General features: G+C 72.7%; 24 protein-coding genes. 13 read left to right on the forward strand and 11 right to left on the reverse strand.

From position 1 onward, the window contains the following. The 3 genes from ACLV7J_RS03420 to ACLV7J_RS03430 all read right to left on the reverse strand — a co-directional run bounded on the left by ACLV7J_RS03420 (position 1) and on the right by ACLV7J_RS03430 (position 2433). Complete coding sequence (locus ACLV7J_RS03420) at positions 1-1239, reverse strand: aminotransferase class I/II-fold pyridoxal phosphate-dependent enzyme (RefSeq protein WP_411867722.1); 1239 nt, start codon at positions 1237-1239, stop codon at positions 1-3. Then, positions 1226-1546, reverse strand: a complete 321-nt coding sequence (gene trxA, locus ACLV7J_RS03425) for a thioredoxin (protein ID WP_411867723.1) — start codon at positions 1544-1546, stop codon at positions 1226-1228. The genes ACLV7J_RS03420 and trxA overlap by 14 nt, the downstream gene beginning before the upstream one ends. 110 nt (positions 1547-1656) lie before the next feature. Further along, positions 1657-2433 (reverse strand): PspA/IM30 family protein, encoded by a 777-nt coding sequence (locus ACLV7J_RS03430; RefSeq protein WP_411867724.1) that lies wholly within the window; start codon positions 2431-2433, stop codon positions 1657-1659. Positions 2434-2564: 131 nt separating this feature from the next. On the opposite strand from ACLV7J_RS03430, the gene ACLV7J_RS03435 reads away from it, so the two are divergent. After that, positions 2565-3173 carry a DUF721 domain-containing protein gene (locus tag ACLV7J_RS03435; protein ID WP_411867725.1) on the forward strand — a complete coding sequence of 203 codons (609 nt, stop codon included), beginning with the start codon at positions 2565-2567 and terminating at the stop codon, positions 3171-3173. Here ACLV7J_RS03435 and ACLV7J_RS03440 read toward each other — a convergent pair. From ACLV7J_RS03440 to ACLV7J_RS03450, 3 genes are all read right to left on the reverse strand, one after another. Then, positions 3167-4987 (reverse strand): ArnT family glycosyltransferase, encoded by a 1821-nt coding sequence (locus tag ACLV7J_RS03440; protein ID WP_411867726.1) that lies wholly within the window; start codon positions 4985-4987, stop codon positions 3167-3169. The genes ACLV7J_RS03435 and ACLV7J_RS03440 overlap by 7 nt on opposite strands. Before the next feature lie 103 nt (positions 4988-5090). After that, positions 5091-6206 carry a glycosyltransferase family 4 protein gene (locus tag ACLV7J_RS03445; protein ID WP_411867727.1) on the reverse strand — a complete coding sequence of 372 codons (1116 nt, stop codon included), beginning with the start codon at positions 6204-6206 and terminating at the stop codon, positions 5091-5093. Continuing rightward, a complete protein-coding gene (locus ACLV7J_RS03450; protein ID WP_411867897.1) occupies positions 6203-7171 on the reverse strand; it encodes a DMT family transporter in 969 nt (322 codons plus the stop codon). Before ACLV7J_RS03450 ends, ACLV7J_RS03445 begins: the two co-directional genes overlap by 4 nt. 60 nt (positions 7172-7231) lie before the next feature. On the opposite strand from ACLV7J_RS03450, the gene sppA reads away from it, so the two are divergent. The 11 genes from sppA to ACLV7J_RS03505 all read left to right on the forward strand — a co-directional run bounded on the left by sppA (position 7232) and on the right by ACLV7J_RS03505 (position 15105). Further along, positions 7232-8044 carry a signal peptide peptidase SppA gene (gene sppA, locus ACLV7J_RS03455; protein WP_411867728.1) on the forward strand — a complete coding sequence of 271 codons (813 nt, stop codon included), beginning with the start codon at positions 7232-7234 and terminating at the stop codon, positions 8042-8044. Beyond that, a complete protein-coding gene (gene aroH, locus ACLV7J_RS03460; protein ID WP_411867729.1) occupies positions 8041-8418 on the forward strand; it encodes a chorismate mutase in 378 nt (125 codons plus the stop codon). Before sppA ends, aroH begins: the two co-directional genes overlap by 4 nt. A gap of 130 nt (positions 8419-8548) precedes the next feature. Next, positions 8549-9163, forward strand: a complete 615-nt coding sequence (locus ACLV7J_RS03465) for a DUF2808 domain-containing protein (RefSeq protein ID WP_411867730.1) — start codon at positions 8549-8551, stop codon at positions 9161-9163. Between the two features lie 90 nt (positions 9164-9253). Then, complete coding sequence (rpmH, locus tag ACLV7J_RS03470; protein WP_094588186.1) at positions 9254-9391, forward strand: 50S ribosomal protein L34; 138 nt, start codon at positions 9254-9256, stop codon at positions 9389-9391. A gap of 64 nt (positions 9392-9455) precedes the next feature. Beyond that, positions 9456-9851 carry a ribonuclease P protein component gene (gene rnpA, locus ACLV7J_RS03475; RefSeq protein WP_411867731.1) on the forward strand — a complete coding sequence of 132 codons (396 nt, stop codon included), beginning with the start codon at positions 9456-9458 and terminating at the stop codon, positions 9849-9851. Further along, positions 9848-10300, forward strand: coding sequence for a PH domain-containing protein (locus ACLV7J_RS03480; RefSeq protein WP_411867732.1), 453 nt, complete (start codon positions 9848-9850; stop codon positions 10298-10300). Before rnpA ends, ACLV7J_RS03480 begins: the two co-directional genes overlap by 4 nt. A gap of 101 nt (positions 10301-10401) precedes the next feature. Then, entirely contained in the window at positions 10402-11541 is a 1140-nt protein-coding gene (gene yidC, locus ACLV7J_RS03485; protein ID WP_411867733.1) for a membrane protein insertase YidC, read from the forward strand. Positions 11542-11580: 39 nt separating this feature from the next. After that, entirely contained in the window at positions 11581-12105 is a 525-nt protein-coding gene (locus ACLV7J_RS03490) for a YceD family protein (protein ID WP_411867734.1), read from the forward strand. A gap of 10 nt (positions 12106-12115) precedes the next feature. Continuing rightward, positions 12116-13624 carry an AAA family ATPase gene (locus ACLV7J_RS03495; protein ID WP_411867735.1) on the forward strand — a complete coding sequence of 503 codons (1509 nt, stop codon included), beginning with the start codon at positions 12116-12118 and terminating at the stop codon, positions 13622-13624. A 120-nt stretch (positions 13625-13744) separates the two neighbouring features. Then, complete coding sequence (locus tag ACLV7J_RS03500) at positions 13745-13906, forward strand: hypothetical protein (protein ID WP_255128202.1); 162 nt, start codon at positions 13745-13747, stop codon at positions 13904-13906. Positions 13907-13956: 50 nt separating this feature from the next. Beyond that, positions 13957-15105: an aminotransferase class V-fold PLP-dependent enzyme gene (locus tag ACLV7J_RS03505; RefSeq protein ID WP_411867898.1), complete on the forward strand. Its 1149-nt coding sequence runs from the start codon at positions 13957-13959 to the stop codon at positions 15103-15105. Between the two features lie 61 nt (positions 15106-15166). On the opposite strand, the gene aqpZ is transcribed toward ACLV7J_RS03505, so the two are convergent. The 4 genes from aqpZ to yidD all read right to left on the reverse strand — a co-directional run bounded on the left by aqpZ (position 15167) and on the right by yidD (position 18158). Further along, the gene (aqpZ, locus tag ACLV7J_RS03510) at positions 15167-15937 is read right to left on the reverse strand and encodes an aquaporin Z (protein WP_411867736.1); all 771 of its coding nucleotides are present in this window, start codon (positions 15935-15937) and stop codon (positions 15167-15169) included. Positions 15938-16092: 155 nt separating this feature from the next. Beyond that, on the reverse strand, positions 16093-17598 hold the full coding sequence (locus tag ACLV7J_RS03515) for a UDP-N-acetylmuramoyl-L-alanyl-D-glutamate--2,6-diaminopimelate ligase (RefSeq protein WP_411867737.1): 1506 nt from the start codon (positions 17596-17598) through the stop codon (positions 16093-16095). A 30-nt stretch (positions 17599-17628) separates the two neighbouring features. Continuing rightward, positions 17629-17910 (reverse strand): glutaredoxin family protein, encoded by a 282-nt coding sequence (locus tag ACLV7J_RS03520; protein WP_411867738.1) that lies wholly within the window; start codon positions 17908-17910, stop codon positions 17629-17631. Next, a complete protein-coding gene (gene yidD / locus ACLV7J_RS03525) occupies positions 17910-18158 on the reverse strand; it encodes a membrane protein insertion efficiency factor YidD (RefSeq protein WP_411867899.1) in 249 nt (82 codons plus the stop codon). Before yidD ends, ACLV7J_RS03520 begins: the two co-directional genes overlap by 1 nt. 134 nt (positions 18159-18292) lie before the next feature. Here yidD and rpsD point away from each other — a divergent pair, with 134 nt between their 5' ends. Further along, positions 18293-18901: a 30S ribosomal protein S4 gene (rpsD, locus tag ACLV7J_RS03530; protein ID WP_411867739.1), complete on the forward strand. Its 609-nt coding sequence runs from the start codon at positions 18293-18295 to the stop codon at positions 18899-18901. Positions 18902-19024: 123 nt separating this feature from the next. On the opposite strand, the gene trpC is transcribed toward rpsD, so the two are convergent. Next, a complete protein-coding gene (gene trpC / locus ACLV7J_RS03535) occupies positions 19025-19909 on the reverse strand; it encodes an indole-3-glycerol phosphate synthase TrpC (protein ID WP_411867740.1) in 885 nt (294 codons plus the stop codon). Positions 19910-19927 lie beyond the last annotated feature (18 nt).

The following is a 19927-nucleotide window of genomic DNA, read 5'->3' on the forward strand; positions in this document are numbered from 1 at the left end:
TCACAGCCCCGCCACCCACTGCCCCATGCGTGCAGCGCCGGCCTCCAGCGCGTCGGCCGGATGCACCAGGGCCAGCCGCGCCCAGCCCTCGCCGGCGGAACCGAAGCCGTTACCGGGGGTGAGGCAGACACCGGTGCGCTCCAGCAGCTGGGCGCAGGCGGCCTCCGAATCCAGGCCCCGGGCCGCCGCCGCCTCGGGCAGCTGCAGCCAGAGGTAGAGGGCCATCGAGGGCAGGCGCACCGGCCAGCCCACGGCCTCCAGCGCGGCGGCCGTGCGGTCGCGGCGCTCGCGGTAGACGGCGCGCAGCCGGGCCGGCCATTCGGGCGCCTGCTCCAGGGCCGCGATCGCACCGGCCTGCAGCGCCAGCGACTGGTTGAAATCGACGACGCCCTTCACCTGGCGCAGGGCCGTGATCAGCCCCTCGGCGCCGATGGCGAAGGCCAGGCGGTAGCCCCCCAGGCACCAGCTCTTGGAGAAGGAGAAGAACTCAATGCCGCAGTCGCGCCAGCGGGGATGGCGCAGCAGGGCCGGTGCCTCGCCGTCGAGGGCCAGGTCCACGTAGGGGTTGTCGTGGGCGAAGACGACGCCATGGCCCAGGGCCCGCTCCACCGCCTGATCCACCCAGGCCTGCTGGCCGGTGGTGGCCGTGGGGTTGTGGGGAAAACCCAGCACCATCAGCTTGAGCTGATCCCACTCGGCGGGGCTGAGCTGGTCGAAGTCGGGGGCGAACCCCTGCTCGGCGCTGAGAGGCAGGAAGCGGGGCTCGGCCGAGGCCAGGTGCAGGCCGCCCAGGTGCGAGGGGTAGTAGGGATCGAGCAGCAGGGCGCGATCGCCGGGATTCAGCAGCGCCAGGGGCAGGTGGGCCGTGCCCTCCTGGGAGCCCACCAGCAGCAGCACCTCCCGCTCCGGATCCACGGCCGTGCCGAAGCGTCGCTCGGCCCAGGCGGCGGCCGCCTCACGGAAGGGCCGCGTGGCGCCGTGGAGGCAGTAGGAGGCGGCCTGGGGCAGGGCGAGGGCGTCGCGGATCGCCGCGATCGCCACCGGTGGCGGCTGCAGGTCGGTGGAGCCGAGCGAGAGGTCCAGCAGGGGGGGCAGGCCCCGCTCCTGGGCCGTGGTGCGATAGGCGAGCTTGCGCTGGTCGTTGCGGGCAAAGACGCCGCTGCCGAGGCGACCAACCCGCTCCGAGAGCTGGAGCCCGAGGCTCAGCCGCGCGTCGGGCCGCGACTCAGAGATGGGCATCCAGGAAGGCCTGCAGCTGGGGCTTGGCCATGGCGCCCTCGTGGCGGGCCACCTCCTGACCGGCGCGGAACAGGATCAGGGTCGGCAGGCCCTGGATGCCATAGGTGTCGCGGCTGGAGGGGTTGGGATCGGCCTCCAGCTTGCCCACCTTGAGGCGGCCGTCGTACTCGGCGGCGGCCCAGTCCATCAGCGGCGCCATCAGGCGGCAGGGGCCGCACCAGTTGGCCCACACGTCCACCAGAACGGGCGTGGCCGCCTCGAGCACCTCGGCTTGGAAGTTGGCGTCGGTGAGCGCGGCGACGGTCACGGGTGTCTCAGGTGCTGGGACCGATTGTATGAACTGGCCCCGGCCCCACGGGGCCTTCCCTGCCGACTCCCGGTGTGGGACGGACCCGGAAGGGAAGGCCCGGGGGAGCCTCAGAGCTTGTCGATCGAGCGCTTGAGCTGCTCCAGATCGGCATCCACCTCGGCCACCTTCACGGGCTCCAGCTGGGGCAGCGGGCCTTCGGGGGCCGGCAGGGCCACGGGCGCCGGGGCGCCAGAGAGACGCGTCTTGAGGGCCGCCAGCTCGTCGTCGACATCGTTGCCGCCCTGCAGGGCCGCGAACTGGCTCTCCAGATCGGCGCCGGCCAGCTCGGCGGCCGCCTGGCTGCGGGCCTCGAGCACCTGCACCTTCTCCTCCATCTGCTCGAAGGCGGCCATGGCGTTGTTGGTGCCCAGGCCGTTGACGGCGCTCTGCAGCTGCTCCTGGGCCTTGGCCGCCTGGGCCCGGGCCTTGAGCATGTCCTTCTTGGTCTTGGCCTCGGCGATCTTGCCCTCGAGGGCCACCAGGCTCTTCTTGAGCTGCTCCACCTGGCCCGCCTGGCTCTGCAGCTGGGTGTTGAGGGTGGTGGCGGTGTCCTGGTAGGTCTTGCGGCGGCTGAGGGCCTCGCGGGCCAGGTCCTCCTCGCCCTTCTTGAGGGCCAGCTCGGCCCGCTCGTACCAGGTCTTGGCCTGGGCCTCGGACTGTTCGGCCTGGTTCTGGATCCGCTTCTGGCTGGCGATGGCGGTGGCCACGGCCTGGCGCAGCTTCACCAGGTCGGACTGCATGTCCGCCACGGACTGATCCAGGATCTTGCCGGGATCCTCCACCGAGCTGAGGGCGGCGTTGGCGTTGGCCCGAAGCAGACGGCTGAGCCGATCAAAAAAGCCCATGGATCAGGGATGGGGCGATGCCTGAGCGTAGCCAGGGCGGAGCAGAGCGCACCAGCGGGAAAGCCGCACCCCTTCCGGCCAGGTTCCCCGCCCGTAGCCTGGGTCCTGGCCCACGCGCCAGGCTCCGCCCCATGGCCATCGCCCCCCGCAACCAGAGCCGGCGCCAGGGGGCGGTGACCGTGCTGCTGCCGCCGCCGCGCCCGCCCGCCACGGGCCTGGCCGCCTGCCTGCAGCAGCTCCAGAGCGAATGGCGCCAGGACGGCAACCTGGCGGCCCTGTGGCAGGCCTGGCCGCGCATCGCCGGCCCCCAGCTGGCGCCCCACTGCCGGCCCCTGCAGCTGCGGGGCGGCCGGCTCACGGTGGGGGCGAGCCATCCCCAGTGGCTGCAGGCCCTGCGCTTCAACCGGCACCAGCTGCTGGGCGCCCTGCGGGGGGCGGGGTTCAACGTGAAGGACCTGACCTTCCAGCAGCACTACCCCGGCGGCACCCCCAGCAGCGGCGCCGAGCAGGAGGCGGCCGTGTGGGCCGCCCATCCCAGCCGGGTGGATGTGCACGGCATGGCCGCCTGCCCGGCCTGCGGCCGGCCGGCCCCCATCGGCGAGATGGCCCGCTGGGGCCACTGCAGCTTCTGCCAGCGGGCCGCCATGGATGCGGGGATCACGATGGGCACGCCGAGCACAGCCGGGGGGCCGGCGGCCGCTGATCCGCAGCGCTCTTCCCTGTCGGGCTCGTCTCAGTAGCGCTCCGGCCGCGGCAGCTGCCAGTCCGGCACCGGCACGCCCGCCTGGCGCAACTCCGCCGCCCTGCGCTGCAGCGCAGGCCGCGGCACCCGCCAGAGCTGGTAGAGGCCCTCACGGCCCAGCTGCTCGTGGGGCAGGCCGCGCCAGTGGGGCAGCTGGGCCGTGCCCCGATCGATCACCACCAGCACGCTGGAGCCTGCCCGGGGCGGCGTGGGCTCCAGGCCCCGGCGCCGCTCGCGGGCCAGGCGGTCGTTGAGGTTGAGCAGGCCCACGGGGGCGATGCCCTCGTAGAGCACCACCTGGCGGGTGTAGTAGTGCAGCGAGGGCTTGAGGATGCCCACCATCGCCAGGGGTTCGGCCGGCCGGCGCTGGGCCACCACCGCCGCCGCCACGCGCCGCACGGGCAGCTGGCGCACCCGGTCGCCGAGCCGGGTCATGGGCTGCAGGGCCGCCACGGCGAACAGCAGCAGCGGCGCCTGCAGAGCCACCAGCCAGGCGCCGCGCCAGGGCCGGCGCCCCAGCGCCACCCCCAGCAGCAACGCCAGGGCAAAGCAGGCCGCCGCCCGCAGCACCAGGCCGCTGGCCAGCAGCTCCGCCGGCAGGGTGGGCATCTCGGGATCGCGGATCAGGGGGATCCACAGCGGCGAGGCCGCCAGGCCCGAGGCCAGCACAGCCACCAGCGCCAGGGTGCTCCCCATCACCGCCCAGCGACCCCAGCGCTGCCGGGCCGCGGCCGGGAGCTCCAGGGCCAGATCCTGGGCGGCCAGGGCCATCAGCAGGCCGGCGGCCGGGGTGGCGGGGATCCAGTAGCTGGGCAGCTTGGTGGCCGCCAGGGTGAAGAAGCCCAGCACCGCCAGCAGCCAGCAGCCGGCGAACAGCCGCAGCGAGCGCGCCGGATCCAGCGGACCCCGTTGCCGCAAGGCCGCCACCAGGCCCGCCAGCAGCAGCGGCGTGAACGGCAGGCTCGCCACCACCAGCACCGGCCCGAAGAACCACCAGGGCTGCAGGTGGTGGTTCACCACCGCCGTGAACCGCTGCAGGTTGTGGTAGCCGAAGAAGCTGTCCCAGAAGGGCTGGCCCTCCACCAGCAGCTCCAGCCCGTACCAGGGCAGGGCCACCGCCGCCGTGACCGCCAGGCCCGCCAGGGGCCGCAGCCGCTGACGCAGCCGCGCCGCCTGGCCGCTGCGCCAGGCGAACAGGGCGAGGGTGATCGCGGCCAGCACCACGGCCACTGGCCCCTTGGCCAGCACCGCCAGGCCCAGCACCAGCCAGCCCAGCCACCAGGGTCCGCCGCCACCGCCCTCGGCACCGCTGGCGGCAAAGCGACGCCACAGCAGCAGCAGGGCCAGGGCGACGCAACCGCTGAACAGGGCGTCGCTCACGGCGATGCGGCTCCAGAGCAGCACCAGCGGCGAGAGGGCGAAGGCCAGGGCCGCCGCCAGGGCCGTCAGCCCCCGCTGCCGCTCGCCCGGGGGCGTCGAGCCGCTGGGCTGGGGCCAGCGCCAGAGGGTGGCGGCCAGGGCCAGCATCACCGCCAGGCTCGAGAGGGCGGAGGGCAGCCGCGCCGCCCAGGTGCCCAGGGGATTCCACTGGGCCTGGCCCGGCAGCAGGTAGCCCAGCCCCATCAGCCAGTACACCAGGGGCGGCTTGTCGTAGCGGGGCAGGCCGTTGACCCGCGGCGTCAGCCAGTCGCCGGTCTCGGCCATCGCCCGGGCCGCGGCGGCGAACAGGGGCGGCGTCTCGTCCACCAGGCCGGTGTCGCCGAGGCCCAGCAGGAACAGCAGCACCCCGCAGCCGGCCACCAGCAGCAGCACCAGACCCCGACTCCGGGCCCCGATGAGGACGGCCCCGCGATGCCGCGGCCGGGCCGGCGTGGGTCGCTCAGGAGACACGGCGCACGGCGGGAGCAGGCCGACCCTATCGCCCGAGCCCGGAGCGCACCCAGGCCTCGATCCGCTCCGCAAAGGCCTGGCGCGAGGCCTGGCGCTCCACCCAGGCGCGGCAGGCCCGCCGCTCGATCCCGCCCAGCTGGCCCACCGCCGCCGCCAGGGCCGCCACGTCGTCGGGCTCCACCAGCAGGCCGGTGAGGCCGTGCTGCACCAGCTCGCCGGGGCCGCCGCGGCGATAGGCCAGCACGGGCACACCGCAGGCCAGGGCCTCCACCACCACGTTGCCGTAGGCCTCGTTCCACTTGGGCGTGTTCAGCAGGGCCCGACAGCGACCCAGCTGGGCCTGGAGCTGGGCGGTGGGCAGGAAGCCGCGCCAGTCAAGGGTGCCGCTGGGCACCGAGGCCTCCACCGCCGCCGCGTAGGCCGGATCCTCCACCAGGCCCCACACCGCCAGGCGTTCCCCCAGCTGGGCCGCCACCGCGGCCGCATCCTCGAGGCCCTTCTCCGGGGCCACCCGCCCCACCCAGCCCAGCAGCGGCTCCGGCTCGGCCACAAAGGCGTAGGCCGCCAGATCGAAGCCGTTGCCCACCACCACCGGCGGCTGGGGCAGGCTGAAATCGGCCGCCTGGGCGTGGCTGTGGAAGGCCAGGCGCCGCTGGTCCCAGCGGGCCACCTCGGCGATGGCCCCATCCATCACCGCCGCCACCGAGCCCATGCTCACCAGGTGGAACAGGGGCGCGGCGGTGCTGGGAGTGAGCCAGAGGGGCAGCCAGTCGTAGGCCAGGTTGAGCAGCGCGTCGAAGTCGGCGGCCCGATCCAGGGCGCGGCGCCACAGCCGCGGCAGCAGCCCGTCGGCGGGGATCTGCACGGCGGACTGGCGCTGCTGGTGCTGCCAGCTGGGCTGGTCCACGCCGGGGCAGGTCCACAGGGTGGCGCCGGCGCAGGCGGGGGGCAGCTGCGAGCCCTCGGCCGCCAGCACCGTGAGCTGATGGCCCCGCTCCAGCAGGCCCGCCACCAGTGAGGTGAGGGTGAGCTCCACGCCGCCACCGCGGCCGCTGCCCAGGGTCCCCACCGGGGTGCTCACCACCAGGATCCGCAGGCGATCCCCGGGCGGGGCGGTGGGGGTCAGATCCGCAGCGGTCATGGCAGCAGCTCCTGGGGCTCGGGGTGAAGCCGGCCGGCGGCGGGCTCCCAGAGCTGCTGGCGCCGGTTGATCAGCACCACCGACACCAGGGCCAGGGCCGCCCCGCCCCACTGCAGCGGCTGCAGCTGCTCGCCCAGCAGGGCCATGCCGCAGAGCAGGGCGAACAGGGGGGTGAGGAAGGTGAGGGCGGTGAAGCTGGTGAGGTCGCCGCTGCTGGCGAACCAGAAGAAGAGCCCGTAGGCCAGGGCACTGCCGAACAGGGCCGCATAGGCCATCAGGGCCCAGTCCGTGGGGGTCCAGGCCGGCCAGAAGGCGGGGGCCGCGGGATCCAGCAGCGGCGCTGCGGCCGAGGCCAGCAGCAGCGGCAGCGCCCCCAGGGCCATGTGCCAGCCCGTGACCGCCACCGGATCGCTGCGGCGGCAGGCGTAGCGGCTCAGCACCGTGCCCACCGCCATCGCCAGGGCGGCACCGAGCATCCACAGCTCGCCATGGCTCCAGGCCCGCTCCCCCAGGGCCCGCGGCCCCTCCAGCCACCAGTGCTGCAGCACCGACCCCGGCAGCCCCAGGCAGAGGATGCCCAGCAGCCCCAGCAGCAGGCCCGTCCAGCCCACCGGGTTGATCGCCTCGCCGAACAGGCTGCGGGCCAGCAGCGCCACCAGCAGCGGCTGGGAGTCGATCAGCACCGAGCCCAGGCCGGCGCCGGTGCCCCCCAGGCCCTGGGCCAGCAGCCCCTGGAACAGGCTGGCGTCCACCAGGGCGAACAGCAGCAGCCAGGGGCGATCGGCCGGGTGCACCGCCAGGGAGCGGCCCAGCCCCACGGCCACCAGCAGCAGCACCAGCCCCGCCGGCAGCAGCCGCAGCCAGGCCACCGTGAGCGGGCCGGCGCCGTCGAGCAGCGGGCGCATCGCCGCCATCGCCGTGCCCCAGAGCACGAAGGGCAACACCATCAGCAGCCAGCGCAGCATCACCGGCTCCAGACGGTCCACGGTCACCTTTTTAAGATCCAGCCACTACACACTGCTTCGATGGCCTGGCCCTGGCGCCGCAAGTCACGCCGCAAACTGGCTCGGATCGCCATCGAGGGCCCGATCGCCGGCCCCACCCGCGAGCGGGTGCTCAAGGCCCTGCGGGAAGTGGAGGAGCGGGAGTTCCCGGCCCTGCTGCTGCGCATCGACAGCCCGGGCGGCACCGTGGGCGACAGCCAGGAGATCCACGCCGCGATCCTGCGGCTGCGGGCCAAGGGCTGCCGGGTGGTGGCCAGCTTCGGCAACATCTCCGCCTCGGGGGGCGTCTACGTGGGGGTGGCGGCCGAGCAGATCGTGGCCAACCCCGGCACGATCACCGGTTCGATCGGCGTGATCCTGCGGGGCAACAACCTCTCCAAGCTGCTGGAGCGGGTGGGGATCAGCTTCGAAACCGTGAAGAGCGGCCTCTACAAGGACATCCTCTCGCCGGATCGGGCCCTGACGGGCGATGAGCGGGAGCTGCTGCAGGGCCTGATCGATTCCAGCTACGGCCAGTTCGTGGCGGCGGTGGCCGAGGGGCGCGGCCTGGAGGAGGAGCAGGTGCGCAACTTCGCCGACGGCCGCGTGTTCAGCGGGGCCCAGGCCAGGGAGCTGGGGCTTGTGGATGCCCTGGGCGACGAGGACACGGCCCGGCGCCTGGCGGCCCGCCTCGCCGATCTGGACGAGGAGAAGACCCGGCCGGTGACCTTCGGCAAGCCCCAGAAGCGGCTCGCCAGCCTGATCCCCGGCCGGGCCCTGCTGGGCCGGCTGCAGGAGGCCCTCAACCTGGAGCTGGGCTGGAGCGGCCAGCCCCTCTGGCTGTACCGGCCATGAGCGACGCCCTGCAGCTGCGCGCCCTGCGGGGCGCCACCACCGCCACCGCCAACAACCCGGCGGCCATCGGCGACGCGGTGGCCGAACTGCTCGATGCCCTGGTGGAGCGCAACGGCCTGGAGGGGCCCCGGCTGCTCTCGGTGACCTTCTCGGTGACGGCCGACCTGGATGCCTGCTTCCCCGCCGCCATCGCCCGCCGGCGTCACGGCTGGGACGGGGTGGCGCTGCTGGACTGCCAGCAGATGGCGGTGGCCGGCGACCTGCCCCGCTGCATCCGCCTGCTGGCCCACGCCTGGCTGGAGCCGGAACGCCCCGTGCGCCACGCCTACCTGCGGGAGGCCGCCCGGCTGAGGCCCGACCTGGCCGCCCTCTAGGGCCGATCCAGTCGCATCCGGTCACAACTGCCAGCTCCGGCGCCGGCCCACGGCCCCGGCTGGCGCCGCCGCCCCCTATCGAGACTCACTGCTAAACGCGCAGCGCCGGAGCCGGCTCTCCACCCTCACCATGACCCCACTCCTCCACCGCCTGCGCCAGCCCGCCGCCCTGGCGAGCCTCGCCGTCTCCAGCCTCGGAGCGGCAGCCCTGGGCACGGGTCTGGCCCTGGCTCCCCTGACGGCGCCGGCCCCGGCGGCGGCCCAGGGCACCCCCGGCCTGTTCGAGTTCCGCTGGGACAACACCAAGGACTACCGGCGGCTCTACTTCTTCATGACCAACACCAACCGGTTGGCCCGCTCGGACTACTACCTGATCCTGCGGCCCAAGGACCGCAAGACGGCCATCCTCAAGCTCACGGTGGGCATCCCCAAGACCTTCGACAGCAAGATCGACCCCAAGCAGGTCAAGCTCTGCACCATGAGCGAGGGCGGCATGCTGGCGCGCACCCGCTGCAAGGAGGAGATCCCGGCCGTGGTGGAGGTGACCGGCAACGGCACCGCCATCGAGATCTTCCCGAACACGCCGGTGCCCGTGGGCGGAACCATCGGCGTGTACATGAGCATTTTCAACCCGTTCAACACGGGCATGTATCAGTTCAACGCCCTGGCCCAGGCCCCCGGCGACGTGCCCATCTCGGGCTACCTGGGCAGCTGGCTGATCCAGATCGATCCCCCCAGCAACTGAACCGGGTCCAGCCCCATCGGCCTGGCTGGCCCCATCCGCCCGGCTGGTACGTTGGTCCATCGACAATGAACGCGCAGCCGAGCCGGAGCCATGACCAAACGGACCCTCGAAGGAACCAGCCGCAAGCGCAAGCGGGTCTCCGGTTTCCGGGTGCGGATGCGCAGCCACACCGGCCGTCGCGTGATCCGCACCCGCCGCAAGCGCGGCCGCGCCCGCCTGGCCGTCTGAGCCTGGCCCAGGCCCCGTCCGCGGGTCTCGCCCTACCCGTCCATCCCCCCGCGTCCCCGCAGCCATGGTCCTTCCCCGGGAACATCGGCTGCGGGGACGCTTTGTGTTCGACCGGCTCTACCAGAAGGGCCGGCGCTTCCACGGCTCCCTGCTGGTGCTGCGCACCATGGCGGCGGAGCCGGCGCTGCTCAAGCCCGGCCTGCAGCCACCCGGCGCCCCCGACGGCCAGCCGCCCCGCTTCGCGGTGGTGGTGAGCAGCAAGGTGAGCAAGAAGTCGGTGCGGCGCAACCAGCTGCGGCGTCTGCTGCACGGCCAGCTGGTGGCCCGGGCCCGGGCCGCCTGGAGCGGGGCCGACCAGTGGGTGCTGATCTCGCTCAAGCCCGGCAGCGCCGACGCGGACGACGGGGCCCTGCTGGGAGAATGTGCGCAACTCCTGCAGAAGGCGGGCCTGAGCCAATGACCCCAGCTCCCTCCAGCACCCCGCCCGTGGCCCCCGGTGCCTCGATCAACGAGGACGTCTTCTACGAGGGCGGCCCGGCCAAGGGTGACCTGATCCTCAACCTGCTGTTCGGCCTCACCCTGATCGGCATCCCCTTCGCCGTGGGGGCGATCGTGCGGGCCCTGTGGCTGCGCTTCACGATCACCAGCCGCCGCATCTCGGTGAGCGGCGGCTGGCTGGGGCGCGACCGCACCCAGGTGGTCTACAGCCAGATCCGTGAGGTGCGCTCGGTGCCCCGCGGCTTCGGCTTCTGGGGCGACATGGTGCTGGTGCTCAGCGACGGCATGAAGCTGGAGATGCGCGCCGTGCCCCGCTACCGGGAGGCCGAGGCCTTCATCCTCGAGCGCATGGCCACCGCCGCCAAGACGACCGGCACCACCCCCAAGAGCGGCTTCGGCGCCGCCGCCTGATCGCGGCCCAGCCGCCCCGCCGCGCCCCGGCCCCCGCCCCGATCGGCCCCGTGCTCGGGCACACTGGCCGCCTATCCCCACCCCCCTGAGCTCCCCACGCCGTGATCGGCTACATCTCCGACAACCTGCTGCTCCCGATCCTCGACTTCTTCTACGGATTGGTGCCGAGCTACGGACTGGCGATCATTGCCCTCACGGTGGTGATCCGGCTGGCCCTGTTCCCCCTGAGTGCCGGCTCGATCCGCAGCGCCCGCCGCATGCGCATCGCGCAGCCGGTGATGCAGAAGCGCCAGGCCGAGATCAAGGCCAAGTACGCCAACAACCCGGCCAAGCAGCAGGAGGAGCTGGGCGCCCTGATGAAGGAGTTCGGCAGTCCCCTGGCGGGCTGCCTGCCCCTGCTGGTGCAGATGCCGATCCTGTTCGCCCTGTTCGCCACCCTGCGGGGCTCACCATTCGCCGACGTGCCCTACACCCTCAACCTGAAGGTGCTGCCGGCCGATCAGATCGCCACGGTGGAGGCCAAGCCCTTCAACAGCCCCAGCCACTCGATCTTCGTGACGGCCACCAGCCACGTGCCGGTGATCGCCAGCCTCGAGCAGGGCACCAAGCTCGGCGTGGGTGACCAGCAGACCGTGACCCTGCACACCCGCGACGGCGCCAGCTTCGCCTCGGTGCTGGCGGACGTTCAGGACGGTGAGGCCTTCACCCCCAGCTGGAGCATCACCAAGGGCGAGGGCGTGGTGAGCGTGGATGCCAAGGGCACCATCACCGCCCTGGCCCCCGGCGATGCCGTGGTGGAGGCCAAGATCCCCGGGCTGGCCGCCCGCAGCGGTTTCCTGTTCATCAAGGCCCTGGGCCAGGTGGGCTTCTACACCGACGGCGCCGTCAACTGGGACATCGCCATCCTGGTGGCCGCCTTCGGCGCCAGCCTGTTCGCCTCCCAGATCCTCTCGGGCATGGGCATGCCCCCCAACCCGCAGCAGGCCACGGCCAACAAGATCACCCCCGTGATGATCACGGGCATGTTCCTGTTCTTCCCGCTGCCGGCGGGGGTGCTGCTCTACATGGTGGTGGCCAACATCTTCCAGGCGCTGCAGACCTTCCTGCTCACCCGCGAGACCCTGCCCGACAACCTGCAGCAGATCCTCGACCAGCAGCTGGCCCAGCAGACCGTGGCCGCCACGGCCACCAGCGGCGGCAGCCAGCGCCTGCCCTTCGAGCCCAACAAGGGCAAGAAGTAACCCTCGGCGCCCCCTGCCCAGGCTCCCCTCCCCGCTGCCATGGCCGACGACCTGCGCCCCGTGCTGATCCAGGAGCTGCGGCCCCTGGCCGAGGGACGGCACTGGACGATCGACCAGCACTTGGAGGAGCTCGAGAGCCTCACGCCCGTGCGGGGGGAGCTGCGGGCGATTCACCGCGGCAACGTGCTGGAGGTGGCGGGCCACGCCGAGACGATCGTGACCCTCTGCTGCGACCGCTGTCTGCAGCACTTCAACCACCCCCTGGCCTTCCGCACCCAGGAACTGCTCTGGCTCGGCGATGCCGCCCGCGACGCGGGCCTCAGCGAAGACGACGTGCTGGAGGCCGGAGCCCAGGTGCTCGACCTCGAGGCCGACGCCCTCACCGAGAGCCTGGACCCCCGCGGCAGCTTCGAGCCCGCCCACTGGGCCTTCGAGCAGCTCAGCCTGCAGCTGCCCGTGGTCAACCGCTGCGGCCCCGAGTGCCCCGGCCCCAAGCTGCGGGGCAGCGGCCCCGACGAGGCGATCGACCCCCGCTGGGCCGCCCTGAAGAAGCTCACCCCCTGAGCCCCACCCCATGAGTCAGGCCTGGGCCGACCACCTCGATCTGTTGATCCGCGCCCGCACGCCGATCCTCTGGATCCGCAGCCAGGAGGAGGAGCGCATCGCCACCCTGCTGGCGGCCGCGGCCCAGCGGCTGGGCAGCCGCGCCCTGGCCCGCTGGGACTTCATCAGCGGCCTCAGCGGCCTGCCCAACCGCGAGGGCGAGGCGGCCCGCAACCCCCTGGCGGCCCTGGAGACCCTGGCCGCGCTGGCGCCGGATCAGGCGGCGATCCTGGTGCTGCACGACTTCCACCGCTACGCCGACGACGGCAGCGTCTGCCGCAAGCTACGCAACCTGGCGGTGTCGCTGCAGCAGCAGCCCCACACCCTGGTGATCACCGCCGCCGAGTGGCAGCTGCCGCGGGAGCTGGAGGAGTGCGTGACCGTGCTGGATCTGCCCCTGCCGGAGCAGGAGGAGATCCGCGGCCTGCTGCAGGGCATCGCCCGCGCCTGCGGCCAGAGCCTCGACGACGAGCTGCTGGAGCGGCTCAGCCACAGCTGCAGCGGCCTGAGCGAGCAGCGCATCCGCCAGGTGGCGGCCCGGGGCCTCGCCCGCCGCGGCGCCCTGGGCGACGGCGACCTGGCCGAGGTGCTGGAGGAGAAGCGCCAGGCCATCGCCCGCAGCGAGCTGCTGGAGTACTGCCCCAGCGAAGCCACCCCGGCCGACATCGGCGGCCTCGATGCCCTCAAGCGCTGGCTGGAGCAGCGCCAGCAGGCCTTCAGCGACGAGGCACGCCGCTACGGCCTGCCCCTGCCCCGCGGCGTGCTGCTGGTGGGCCCCCAGGGCACCGGCAAGTCGCTCACAGCCCGGGCAGTTGCCCACAGCTGGGAGATGCCGCTGCTGCGGCTGGATGTGGGCCGCCTGTTCGCGGGGTTGGTGGGGGCCTCCGAGGCCCGCACCCGGGAGATGATCCAGCGGGCCGAGGCGATGGCCCCCTGCGTGCTCTGGATCGACGAGATCGACAAGGGCTTCGGCAGCGCCGACGGCGGCCGCAGCGACGGCGGCACCAGCCAGCGGGTGCTGGCCAGCCTGCTCACCTGGATGGCCGAGAAGACCAGCGCCGTGTTCGTGGTGGCCACCGCCAACGGCGTGGAGAAGCTGCCACCGGAACTGCTGCGCAAGGGCCGCTTCGACGAGATCTTCCTGCTGGATCTTCCCGATGCCGACGAGCGGCGGGCGATCCTCGATCTGCAGCTGCGGCGCCGCCGGCCCGCCCACCGCCTGCCCCTGGAGGTGGTGGTGGACCGCACGGCCGGCTTCTCCGGCGCCGAGCTGGAGCAGGTGGTGATCGAGGCCATGCACCAGGCCTTCGGCGAGCAGCGCGAGTTCGGCGAGGCCGACCTGGTGGCCGCCGCCGCCCAGCTGGTGCCCCTGTCGCGCACGGCCCGGGAACAGCTGGAGGCCCTGCAGCACTGGGCCAGCAGCGGCCGGGCGCGGCCCGCCTCCAGCCGCAGCCGCGTCGGCACCCCGACAGCCCCCTGAGCGACGACCCCGCCCCATTGCGGCCGGTAACGAACCCCAACGCCCCGTAACGAAGCCAGGGGCGGCCTGGAGCCAGAACCGCCTGCCCTCCGTAGGTTCTGGCCACATCGCAGGCCTCCCGTGGAAAGCCGTCCCGCCATCACCACCCAACTGGCCGTGGCCTGCCTCGGCGCCGGCGTGATCACCACCTTCGCGGTGGCCCAGGGCCAGAACCCCTTCACCGCCCTCGGCATCACCCTGTTCTCGGCCCTGGCGGCCGTGGTTGTCGGCCAGGTGCTCTGAGCGCCACCCCAGACCCCGTGCCGCATCCGGCTGGCCCCCTGCGGGAGCTGATGCCCGCCCTGGCGGGCAAGACCTACTTCAACTACGGCGGGCAGGGCCCGCTGCCCACACCGTCGCTGGAGGCGATCACCGCCAGCTGGCGCACGATCCAGGAGCTGGGGCCCTTCACCGGCACGGTTTGGCCCTTCATCGAGCGGGAAACCAGCCGGGTACGCCAGGTCCTGGCGGCCCTCTGCGGCGTGGCGCCGTCACGGCTGGCCCTCACCGAGAACGTGAGCAGCGGCTGCCTGCTGCCCCTCTGGGGCCTGCCCTGGCAGCCCGGCGATCAGCTGCTCATCGGCGACTGCGAGCACCCCGGCGTGGTGGCCGGCTGCCGCGAGCTGGCCCGGCGCCAGGGCCTGGAGCTGGCCGTGCTGCCCGTGCAGCAGCTCTGCCTGCGGACGCCCGCCGCGGAGCTGGATGGGGCGGTGCTGGCGAGCCTGGAGCGCCAGCTCACGGCGAACACCCGGCTGGTGGTGCTGTCGCACCTGCTCTGGAACACGGGCTCCGTGATGCCGATCGCCGCCGTGGCCAAGCGGCTGGCCGCCCACCCCCGCCAGCCCTGGCTGCTGGTGGATGCGGCCCAGTCGCTGGGCAGCCTGCCGGTGGCGGAGGCCGCCGCCGCGGCCGACATCTACGCCTTCACCGGCCACAAGTGGTGCTGCGGGCCCGAGGGCCTGGGCGGGGTGGCTCTCTCCGAGCGGGTGCTGGAGCAGGCCGAGCCCACCCTGATCGGCTGGCGCAGCCTGCGCCACGAAACCGAGGCCACCAGCCCCTGGCACCGCGATGCCCGCCGCTTCGAGGTGGCCACCTCCTGCGTGCCCCTGGCCAGCGGCCTGTCCACCTCCCTGGAGCTGCTGGCGGCCGAGGGCAGTGAAGCGGAGCGGCTGGAGCGGATCCGCCACGGCAGCCGGCGGCTGTGGCAGGGGCTGCAGGGGCTGGCGGGGGTGACAACCCTGCTGAGCGAACCCCCACCGGCCGGGCTGGTGAGCTTCCAGCTGCAGGGGCCGGCGCCCCAGGCGGTGGTCCAGGCCCTGGGGGAGCGGCAGATCTGGATCCGCAGCCTGGCGGATCCAGCCTGCCTGCGGGCCTGCACCCACATCACCACCACCGACGCCGAGGTGGATCGGCTCCTGGAGGCCCTGGCCGATCTGGGCTGAACGCCGGATCGCCCAGATCGGATCCGCGGCAGGCACGAATCCGGGGAGCCACGCGATGGGATCAGATCTGCTCGGCGGGGATCACACCGGCCACGTCGGCCTCATGGGTGAGCAGGTTGCGATAGACCCAGCCCGCCAGCAGGGCTCCGGCGATCGGGGCCACCCAGAACAGCCACAGCTGCCCCAGGGCCTCACCGCCCACCCACACGGCCACCCCGGTGCTGCGGGCGGGGTTCACCGAGGTGTTGGTCACGGGGATGCTGATCAGGTGGATCAGGGTGAGCGAGAGGCCGATCGGCACCCCCGCGAATCCGCGGGGGGCCAGTTTGTCGGTGGCGCCGAGGATCACCAGCAGGAAGAGGAAGGTGAGCACCACTTCCGTGATCAGAGCCGCAAGGAAGCCGTAGCCCCCGGGCGAATGGGCCCCGAAGCCATTGGTGGCCAGCGGATTGCTGCCGGTGAGGGCAAAACCCTCACGGCCGCTGGCGATGGCCAGGATCACGCCGCCGGCCAGCACGCCGCCCAGCACCTGGGCGGCGATGTAGGGCAGCAGCTGGGAGCTGGGGAAGCGGCCTCCCGCCCAGAGGCCGAAACTCACGGCCGGATTGATGTGGGCCCCGGAGATGTGGCCGATGGCGTAGGCGGCCGTCAGCAGGGTGAGGCCGAAGGCCAGGGCCACCCCCAGGAAACCGAGGCCGAGGGGGTTGGCGGCGGCGGAGTCGTAGGGGAACACGGCGGCCAGCACGGCGCTGCCCGCACCCCCCAGCACCAGCCAGAAGGTGCCGATCAGCTCGGCGAGACATTTCTTGGACAGGGGTACAGCCTGAGCCATCCGCAACAACGTCGCCATGGGGTCAGGGGGGAGTGTGCCATCGACCTCCTCCAGGCGAACGCCTGCACGCCGTCGACCCGCGCTTGTCAGCGAGGTCCTGGGAGGCTTGCGCGAGCGGACGTCTCCCGCTGACGCCTCCAGCTGATCATCTCCCGCTACAGCGCCCGCAGGGCCTTCTCCGCCTCCTCGCGGTCGTCGAAGTGCACCTTGGTGGTGCCCAGGATCTGGTAGTCCTCGTGGCCCTTGCCGGCGATCAGCACCAGGTCGGCAGGACCGGCTTCGGCGATCGCAGCGGCGATGGCACGGGCCCGATCCGGCTCCACCTGCAGGGCGGTGCCCGCGGGGATGCCGGCCACCACATCGGCCAGGATCTGGGCCGGGTCCTCCGTGCGGGGGTTGTCGGAGGTCACCACCACCCGATCGGCCAGGCGGGCGGCGATGGCACCCATCTGGGGGCGCTTGCCCCGGTCCCGGTCGCCGCCGCAGCCGAACACGCAGATCAGCGCCCCCGCGGTGAAGGGGCGGCAGGCCGCCAGGGCGCTCTCCAGGCCGTCGGGGGTGTGGGCGTAGTCCACCAGCACGGCCGGATGGCGGCCGTTGCCGTTCTCCGCCCGGCCCACGCTGACCCGCTCCATGCGGCCGGGCACGCCGCGGAAGTCCGCCAGGGCCTCCAGCAGCAGGGCCAGGGGCAGCCCCTGCTGCAGCAGGGCCCCCACCGCCTGCAGCTGGTTCATCAGGTTGAAGCGGCCCAGCAGCGGCGAGCGGAACGGCCCCGATCCCAGCGGGCTGATCAGGGTGCCGGACACCCCCTGGGCGGAGAACACCAGGTCAGCCAGGCGCAGCTCCGCCCCGCCGTCGGCGTCGAAGGAACTGCGCCAGCAGCGCTGGCCGAGACGCTCGGCCAGCCTGGCCCCCCAGGGATCGTCCCCATTCACCACGGCGCCGGCCTCTGCCGCCAGCAGCGGCGGCGCGAACAGGCGCGCCTTGGCCTCGAAGTAGTCCTGCATCGAGGCGTGGTAGTCGAGGTGGTCCTGGGTGAGGTTTGTGAAGATCGCGCCGCTGAACTGGCAGCCGGCCACGCGCTGCTGGTCGAGGGCGTGGGAGCTCACCTCCATGGCCCCCACCTGGGCTCCGGCCTCCACGGCCTGGGCCAGCTGGGCCTGGAGCACATCGGCGAAGGCGGTGGTGTGCTGGGCCGTCACGCTCTGGCCGGGCCAGCGGTTCACCAGGGTGCCGAACAGGGCCGAGGGGCGGCCGCAGCGGGCACTGAGGTGCTCGATCAGGTGGGTGGTGGTGGTCTTGCCGTTGGTGCCGGTGACGCCAATCAGGGCCAGGCGCCGACTGGGCTGCTGCCAGAACTCGGCCGCCAGCTGTCCCGCCCAGCGGGCCACCGGCTCGTCCACCACCACCACCGGATCCCCCGGCTCCGGCGCCACGGCGGCGGCCGCCGCCGGGCCGATCACCGCCGCCGCCGCCCCGGCCGCCACCGCCTCGCGCCAGAAGGTGCCCCCGTCCACCCCGGCGCCGGGCAGCCCCACGAACACCGTGCCGGCCCCGACGCGACGGGAGTCGCAGCTGATGCCGCTCACCGGGCGGTTCTCCAGCCCCTGCGGCACGGCCAGCCCGAGGTGGCGCAGCAGGGGGTGAAGCAGCTGGGTCATCGTCCAGCGGGGGATCGAGGTGGGCCCGTTCTAGACGGAGCCGCCCGAAAAACCGTTCCTCCGCAACCAATCCGCCAGGCCGGCCCCCGCCAGCCGCGGCGACACCCGCGGCAGCTCCCGCAGGTCGCCCTCCGCCAGCCTCACCGCCAGCACCGGCACCTCCAGGCCGTAGCGCTGCTGCAGCGCCGGGTCGCTGTCCACATCCAGCACCTCCAGGGCCGGCGGCGGCTCCAGGGCCAGCAGCCGCTCCTGGAGGCCCTCACAGAGGCAGCAGCCCTGGCGGCTGTAAAGCAGGAGCGTGGGGGCTGCCATCAGTCGGGCACGGGGTCGCAGCCGCAGGGGGTGAAGGGGTGGCAGCGCAGCAGCCGCCGCAGCGTCAGCCAGCCGCCGCGCCAGGGCCCATGGCGCTCGATCGCCTCCAGGCCGTAGGCGCTGCAGCTGGGGATGAAGCGGCAGCGGGGACCCAGCAGCGGCGAGATCCAGCGGCGGTAGGCCGCGATCAGTCCGATCAACAGCTGCTGCAGGATCCGGGTCACGGGCAGGGGGCTCGGGAGGGGCAGCGGTCCAGCGGATAGGATGGCCGGCTGGCGTGGCTCAGGCCCACGACAGCGGAGCCCAGTTCCGCCATGTTCGCAGGCCGCGCGTCGTTCAGCGACGACAGGCCGCGCCGGATGCCACCCCGATTTCGTTCTCCATGTCTCGCTACCGCGGCCCTCGTCTGAGGATCACGCGGCGCTTGGGAGACCTTCCCGGTCTCACCCGTAAGTCCGCCAAGCGGTCTTATCCCCCCGGTCAGCACGGCCAAGCCCGTCGCAAGCGCTCCGAATACGCCATCCGCCTCGAAGAGAAGCAGAAGCTTCGCTTCAACTACGGCATCTCCGAACGTCAGCTGGTTCGCTACGTGAAGAAGGCCCGGGCCCAGGAGGGTTCCACGGGTACCAACCTGCTGAAACTGCTCGAGAACCGTCTCGACAACATCTGCTTCCGCCTCGGCTTCGGTCCCACCGTGCCCGGCGCCCGCCAGCTGGTGAACCACGGCCACGTGACCGTGAACGGCCGCGTCGTGGACATCCCCAGCTACCAGTGCAGGGCCGGCGACGTGGTCGCCATCCGCGAGCGCAAGCAGAGCAAGAAACTGGCTGAAGGCAACCTGGAATTCCCGGGTCTGGCCAACATCCCGCCCCACCTCGAGTTCGACAAGAACAAGCTCAGCGCCAAGGTGGGCGGCAAGATCGAGCGCGAGTGGGTCGCCCTCGAGATCAACGAACTGCTGGTGGTGGAGTTCTACTCCCGCAAGGTCTGATCCAGCCGGATCCCTTGCCACCTCCAGTGGCTTTCGGCCCCCGCTCCGGCGGGGGCTTTTTTGTGGGCCTCAGCCCAGCCATCACCTAACGGTGCGGGCTGGGCTGAGGCGCGAAGGCCGCGTTCAGCCGCCGATCAGCGTCTCCAGCGCCGCCGTCACGTCCGCCTGGCGCATCAGCGCTTCACCCACCAGCACCGCATCGGCACCGGCGCTCACCACCCGATCGAGATCGTCCCGCGTGAACAGGCCCGACTCGCTCACCAGCAGGGCGCCCTTGGCCCGCACCTGCTCGCCATAGGTGGCCATCAGCTGCTCGGTGGTGGCCAGATCGGTGTGGAAGCTGGCCAGATCGCGGTTGTTGATGCCGATCAGGTCCACGCCATCAAGGGCGAGCACCCGCTCCATCTCGGCGGCGTCGTGCACTTCCACCAGCACCGCCAGCCCCAGGCTGCGGGCCGCCTTGAGCAGGTAGGCCAGGTCCTGGTCGGAGAGGATCGCGGCGATCAGCAGGGCCGCATCAGCGCCGGCGGCGCGGGCCTGATACAGCTGGTAGGGGCTGAGGATGAAGTCCTTGCAGAGCAACGGCAGCTCCACCACCTGGCGCACCTGCACCAGCACCTCAAAGCCGCCCTGGAAAAACTGTTTGTCGGTGAGCACCGAGAGGCAGCTGGCCCCACCGGCGGCGTAGCCCCGGGCGATGGCCTCAGGGTCGAAGTCCTCCCGGATCACGCCCTTGCTGGGGCTGGCCTTCTTCACCTCGGCGATCACCGCCGGCTTGCGGCAGCTGGCCCGCAGGGCCGCGACGAAATCGCGCGTGGCGGGCAGCTCGGCCACCTGCTGCTGGAGCTTCAGCAGGCTCACCCGTTCGCGGGCCGCCGTCACCTCCCGGTCCTTCTCCCAGACGATGCGCTCGAGGATGTGGCGCGGCTCAGCGTCCTCGTGGGGGATGGCGTACTCCAGGTGCGCCACCTTGACGGCGGGATTGGGGGGGCGGCGACGGATCTCCAAGGGCCACGGGGGGCAGGG

This window comes from Vulcanococcus limneticus LL (assembly GCF_943369875.1).
GTDB lineage: Bacteria > Cyanobacteriota > Cyanobacteriia > PCC-6307 > Cyanobiaceae > Vulcanococcus > Vulcanococcus limneticus_A.

Excerpts from the sequence above, each read along its gene's own strand:
- aqpZ (WP_411867736.1), bottom strand. The coding sequence starts at position 15,937 with ATGGCTCAGGCTGTACCCCTGTCCAAGAAATGTCTCGCCGAGCTGATC.
- ACLV7J_RS03505 (WP_411867898.1), top strand. The coding sequence starts at position 13,957 with ATGCCCGCCCTGGCGGGCAAGACCTACTTCAACTACGGCGGGCAGGGC.
- ACLV7J_RS03445 (WP_411867727.1), bottom strand. The coding sequence starts at position 6,206 with ATGACCGCTGCGGATCTGACCCCCACCGCCCCGCCCGGGGATCGCCTG.
- ACLV7J_RS03515 (WP_411867737.1), bottom strand. The coding sequence starts at position 17,598 with ATGACCCAGCTGCTTCACCCCCTGCTGCGCCACCTCGGGCTGGCCGTG.
- ACLV7J_RS03465 (WP_411867730.1), top strand. The coding sequence starts at position 8,549 with ATGACCCCACTCCTCCACCGCCTGCGCCAGCCCGCCGCCCTGGCGAGC.
- ACLV7J_RS03450 (WP_411867897.1), bottom strand. The coding sequence starts at position 7,171 with ATGCTGCGCTGGCTGCTGATGGTGTTGCCCTTCGTGCTCTGGGGCACG.
- ACLV7J_RS03495 (WP_411867735.1), top strand. The coding sequence starts at position 12,116 with ATGAGTCAGGCCTGGGCCGACCACCTCGATCTGTTGATCCGCGCCCGC.
- ACLV7J_RS03435 (WP_411867725.1), top strand. The coding sequence starts at position 2,565 with ATGGCCATCGCCCCCCGCAACCAGAGCCGGCGCCAGGGGGCGGTGACC.
- ACLV7J_RS03490 (WP_411867734.1), top strand. The coding sequence starts at position 11,581 with ATGGCCGACGACCTGCGCCCCGTGCTGATCCAGGAGCTGCGGCCCCTG.
- ACLV7J_RS03420 (WP_411867722.1), bottom strand. The coding sequence starts at position 1,239 with ATGCCCATCTCTGAGTCGCGGCCCGACGCGCGGCTGAGCCTCGGGCTC.
- rnpA (WP_411867731.1), top strand. The coding sequence starts at position 9,456 with ATGGTCCTTCCCCGGGAACATCGGCTGCGGGGACGCTTTGTGTTCGAC.
- rpmH (WP_094588186.1), top strand. The coding sequence starts at position 9,254 with ATGACCAAACGGACCCTCGAAGGAACCAGCCGCAAGCGCAAGCGGGTC.
- rpsD (WP_411867739.1), top strand. The coding sequence starts at position 18,293 with ATGTCTCGCTACCGCGGCCCTCGTCTGAGGATCACGCGGCGCTTGGGA.
- ACLV7J_RS03430 (WP_411867724.1), bottom strand. The coding sequence starts at position 2,433 with ATGGGCTTTTTTGATCGGCTCAGCCGTCTGCTTCGGGCCAACGCCAAC.
- sppA (WP_411867728.1), top strand. The coding sequence starts at position 7,232 with ATGGCCTGGCCCTGGCGCCGCAAGTCACGCCGCAAACTGGCTCGGATC.
- ACLV7J_RS03480 (WP_411867732.1), top strand. The coding sequence starts at position 9,848 with ATGACCCCAGCTCCCTCCAGCACCCCGCCCGTGGCCCCCGGTGCCTCG.
- aroH (WP_411867729.1), top strand. The coding sequence starts at position 8,041 with ATGAGCGACGCCCTGCAGCTGCGCGCCCTGCGGGGCGCCACCACCGCC.
- ACLV7J_RS03520 (WP_411867738.1), bottom strand. The coding sequence starts at position 17,910 with ATGGCAGCCCCCACGCTCCTGCTTTACAGCCGCCAGGGCTGCTGCCTC.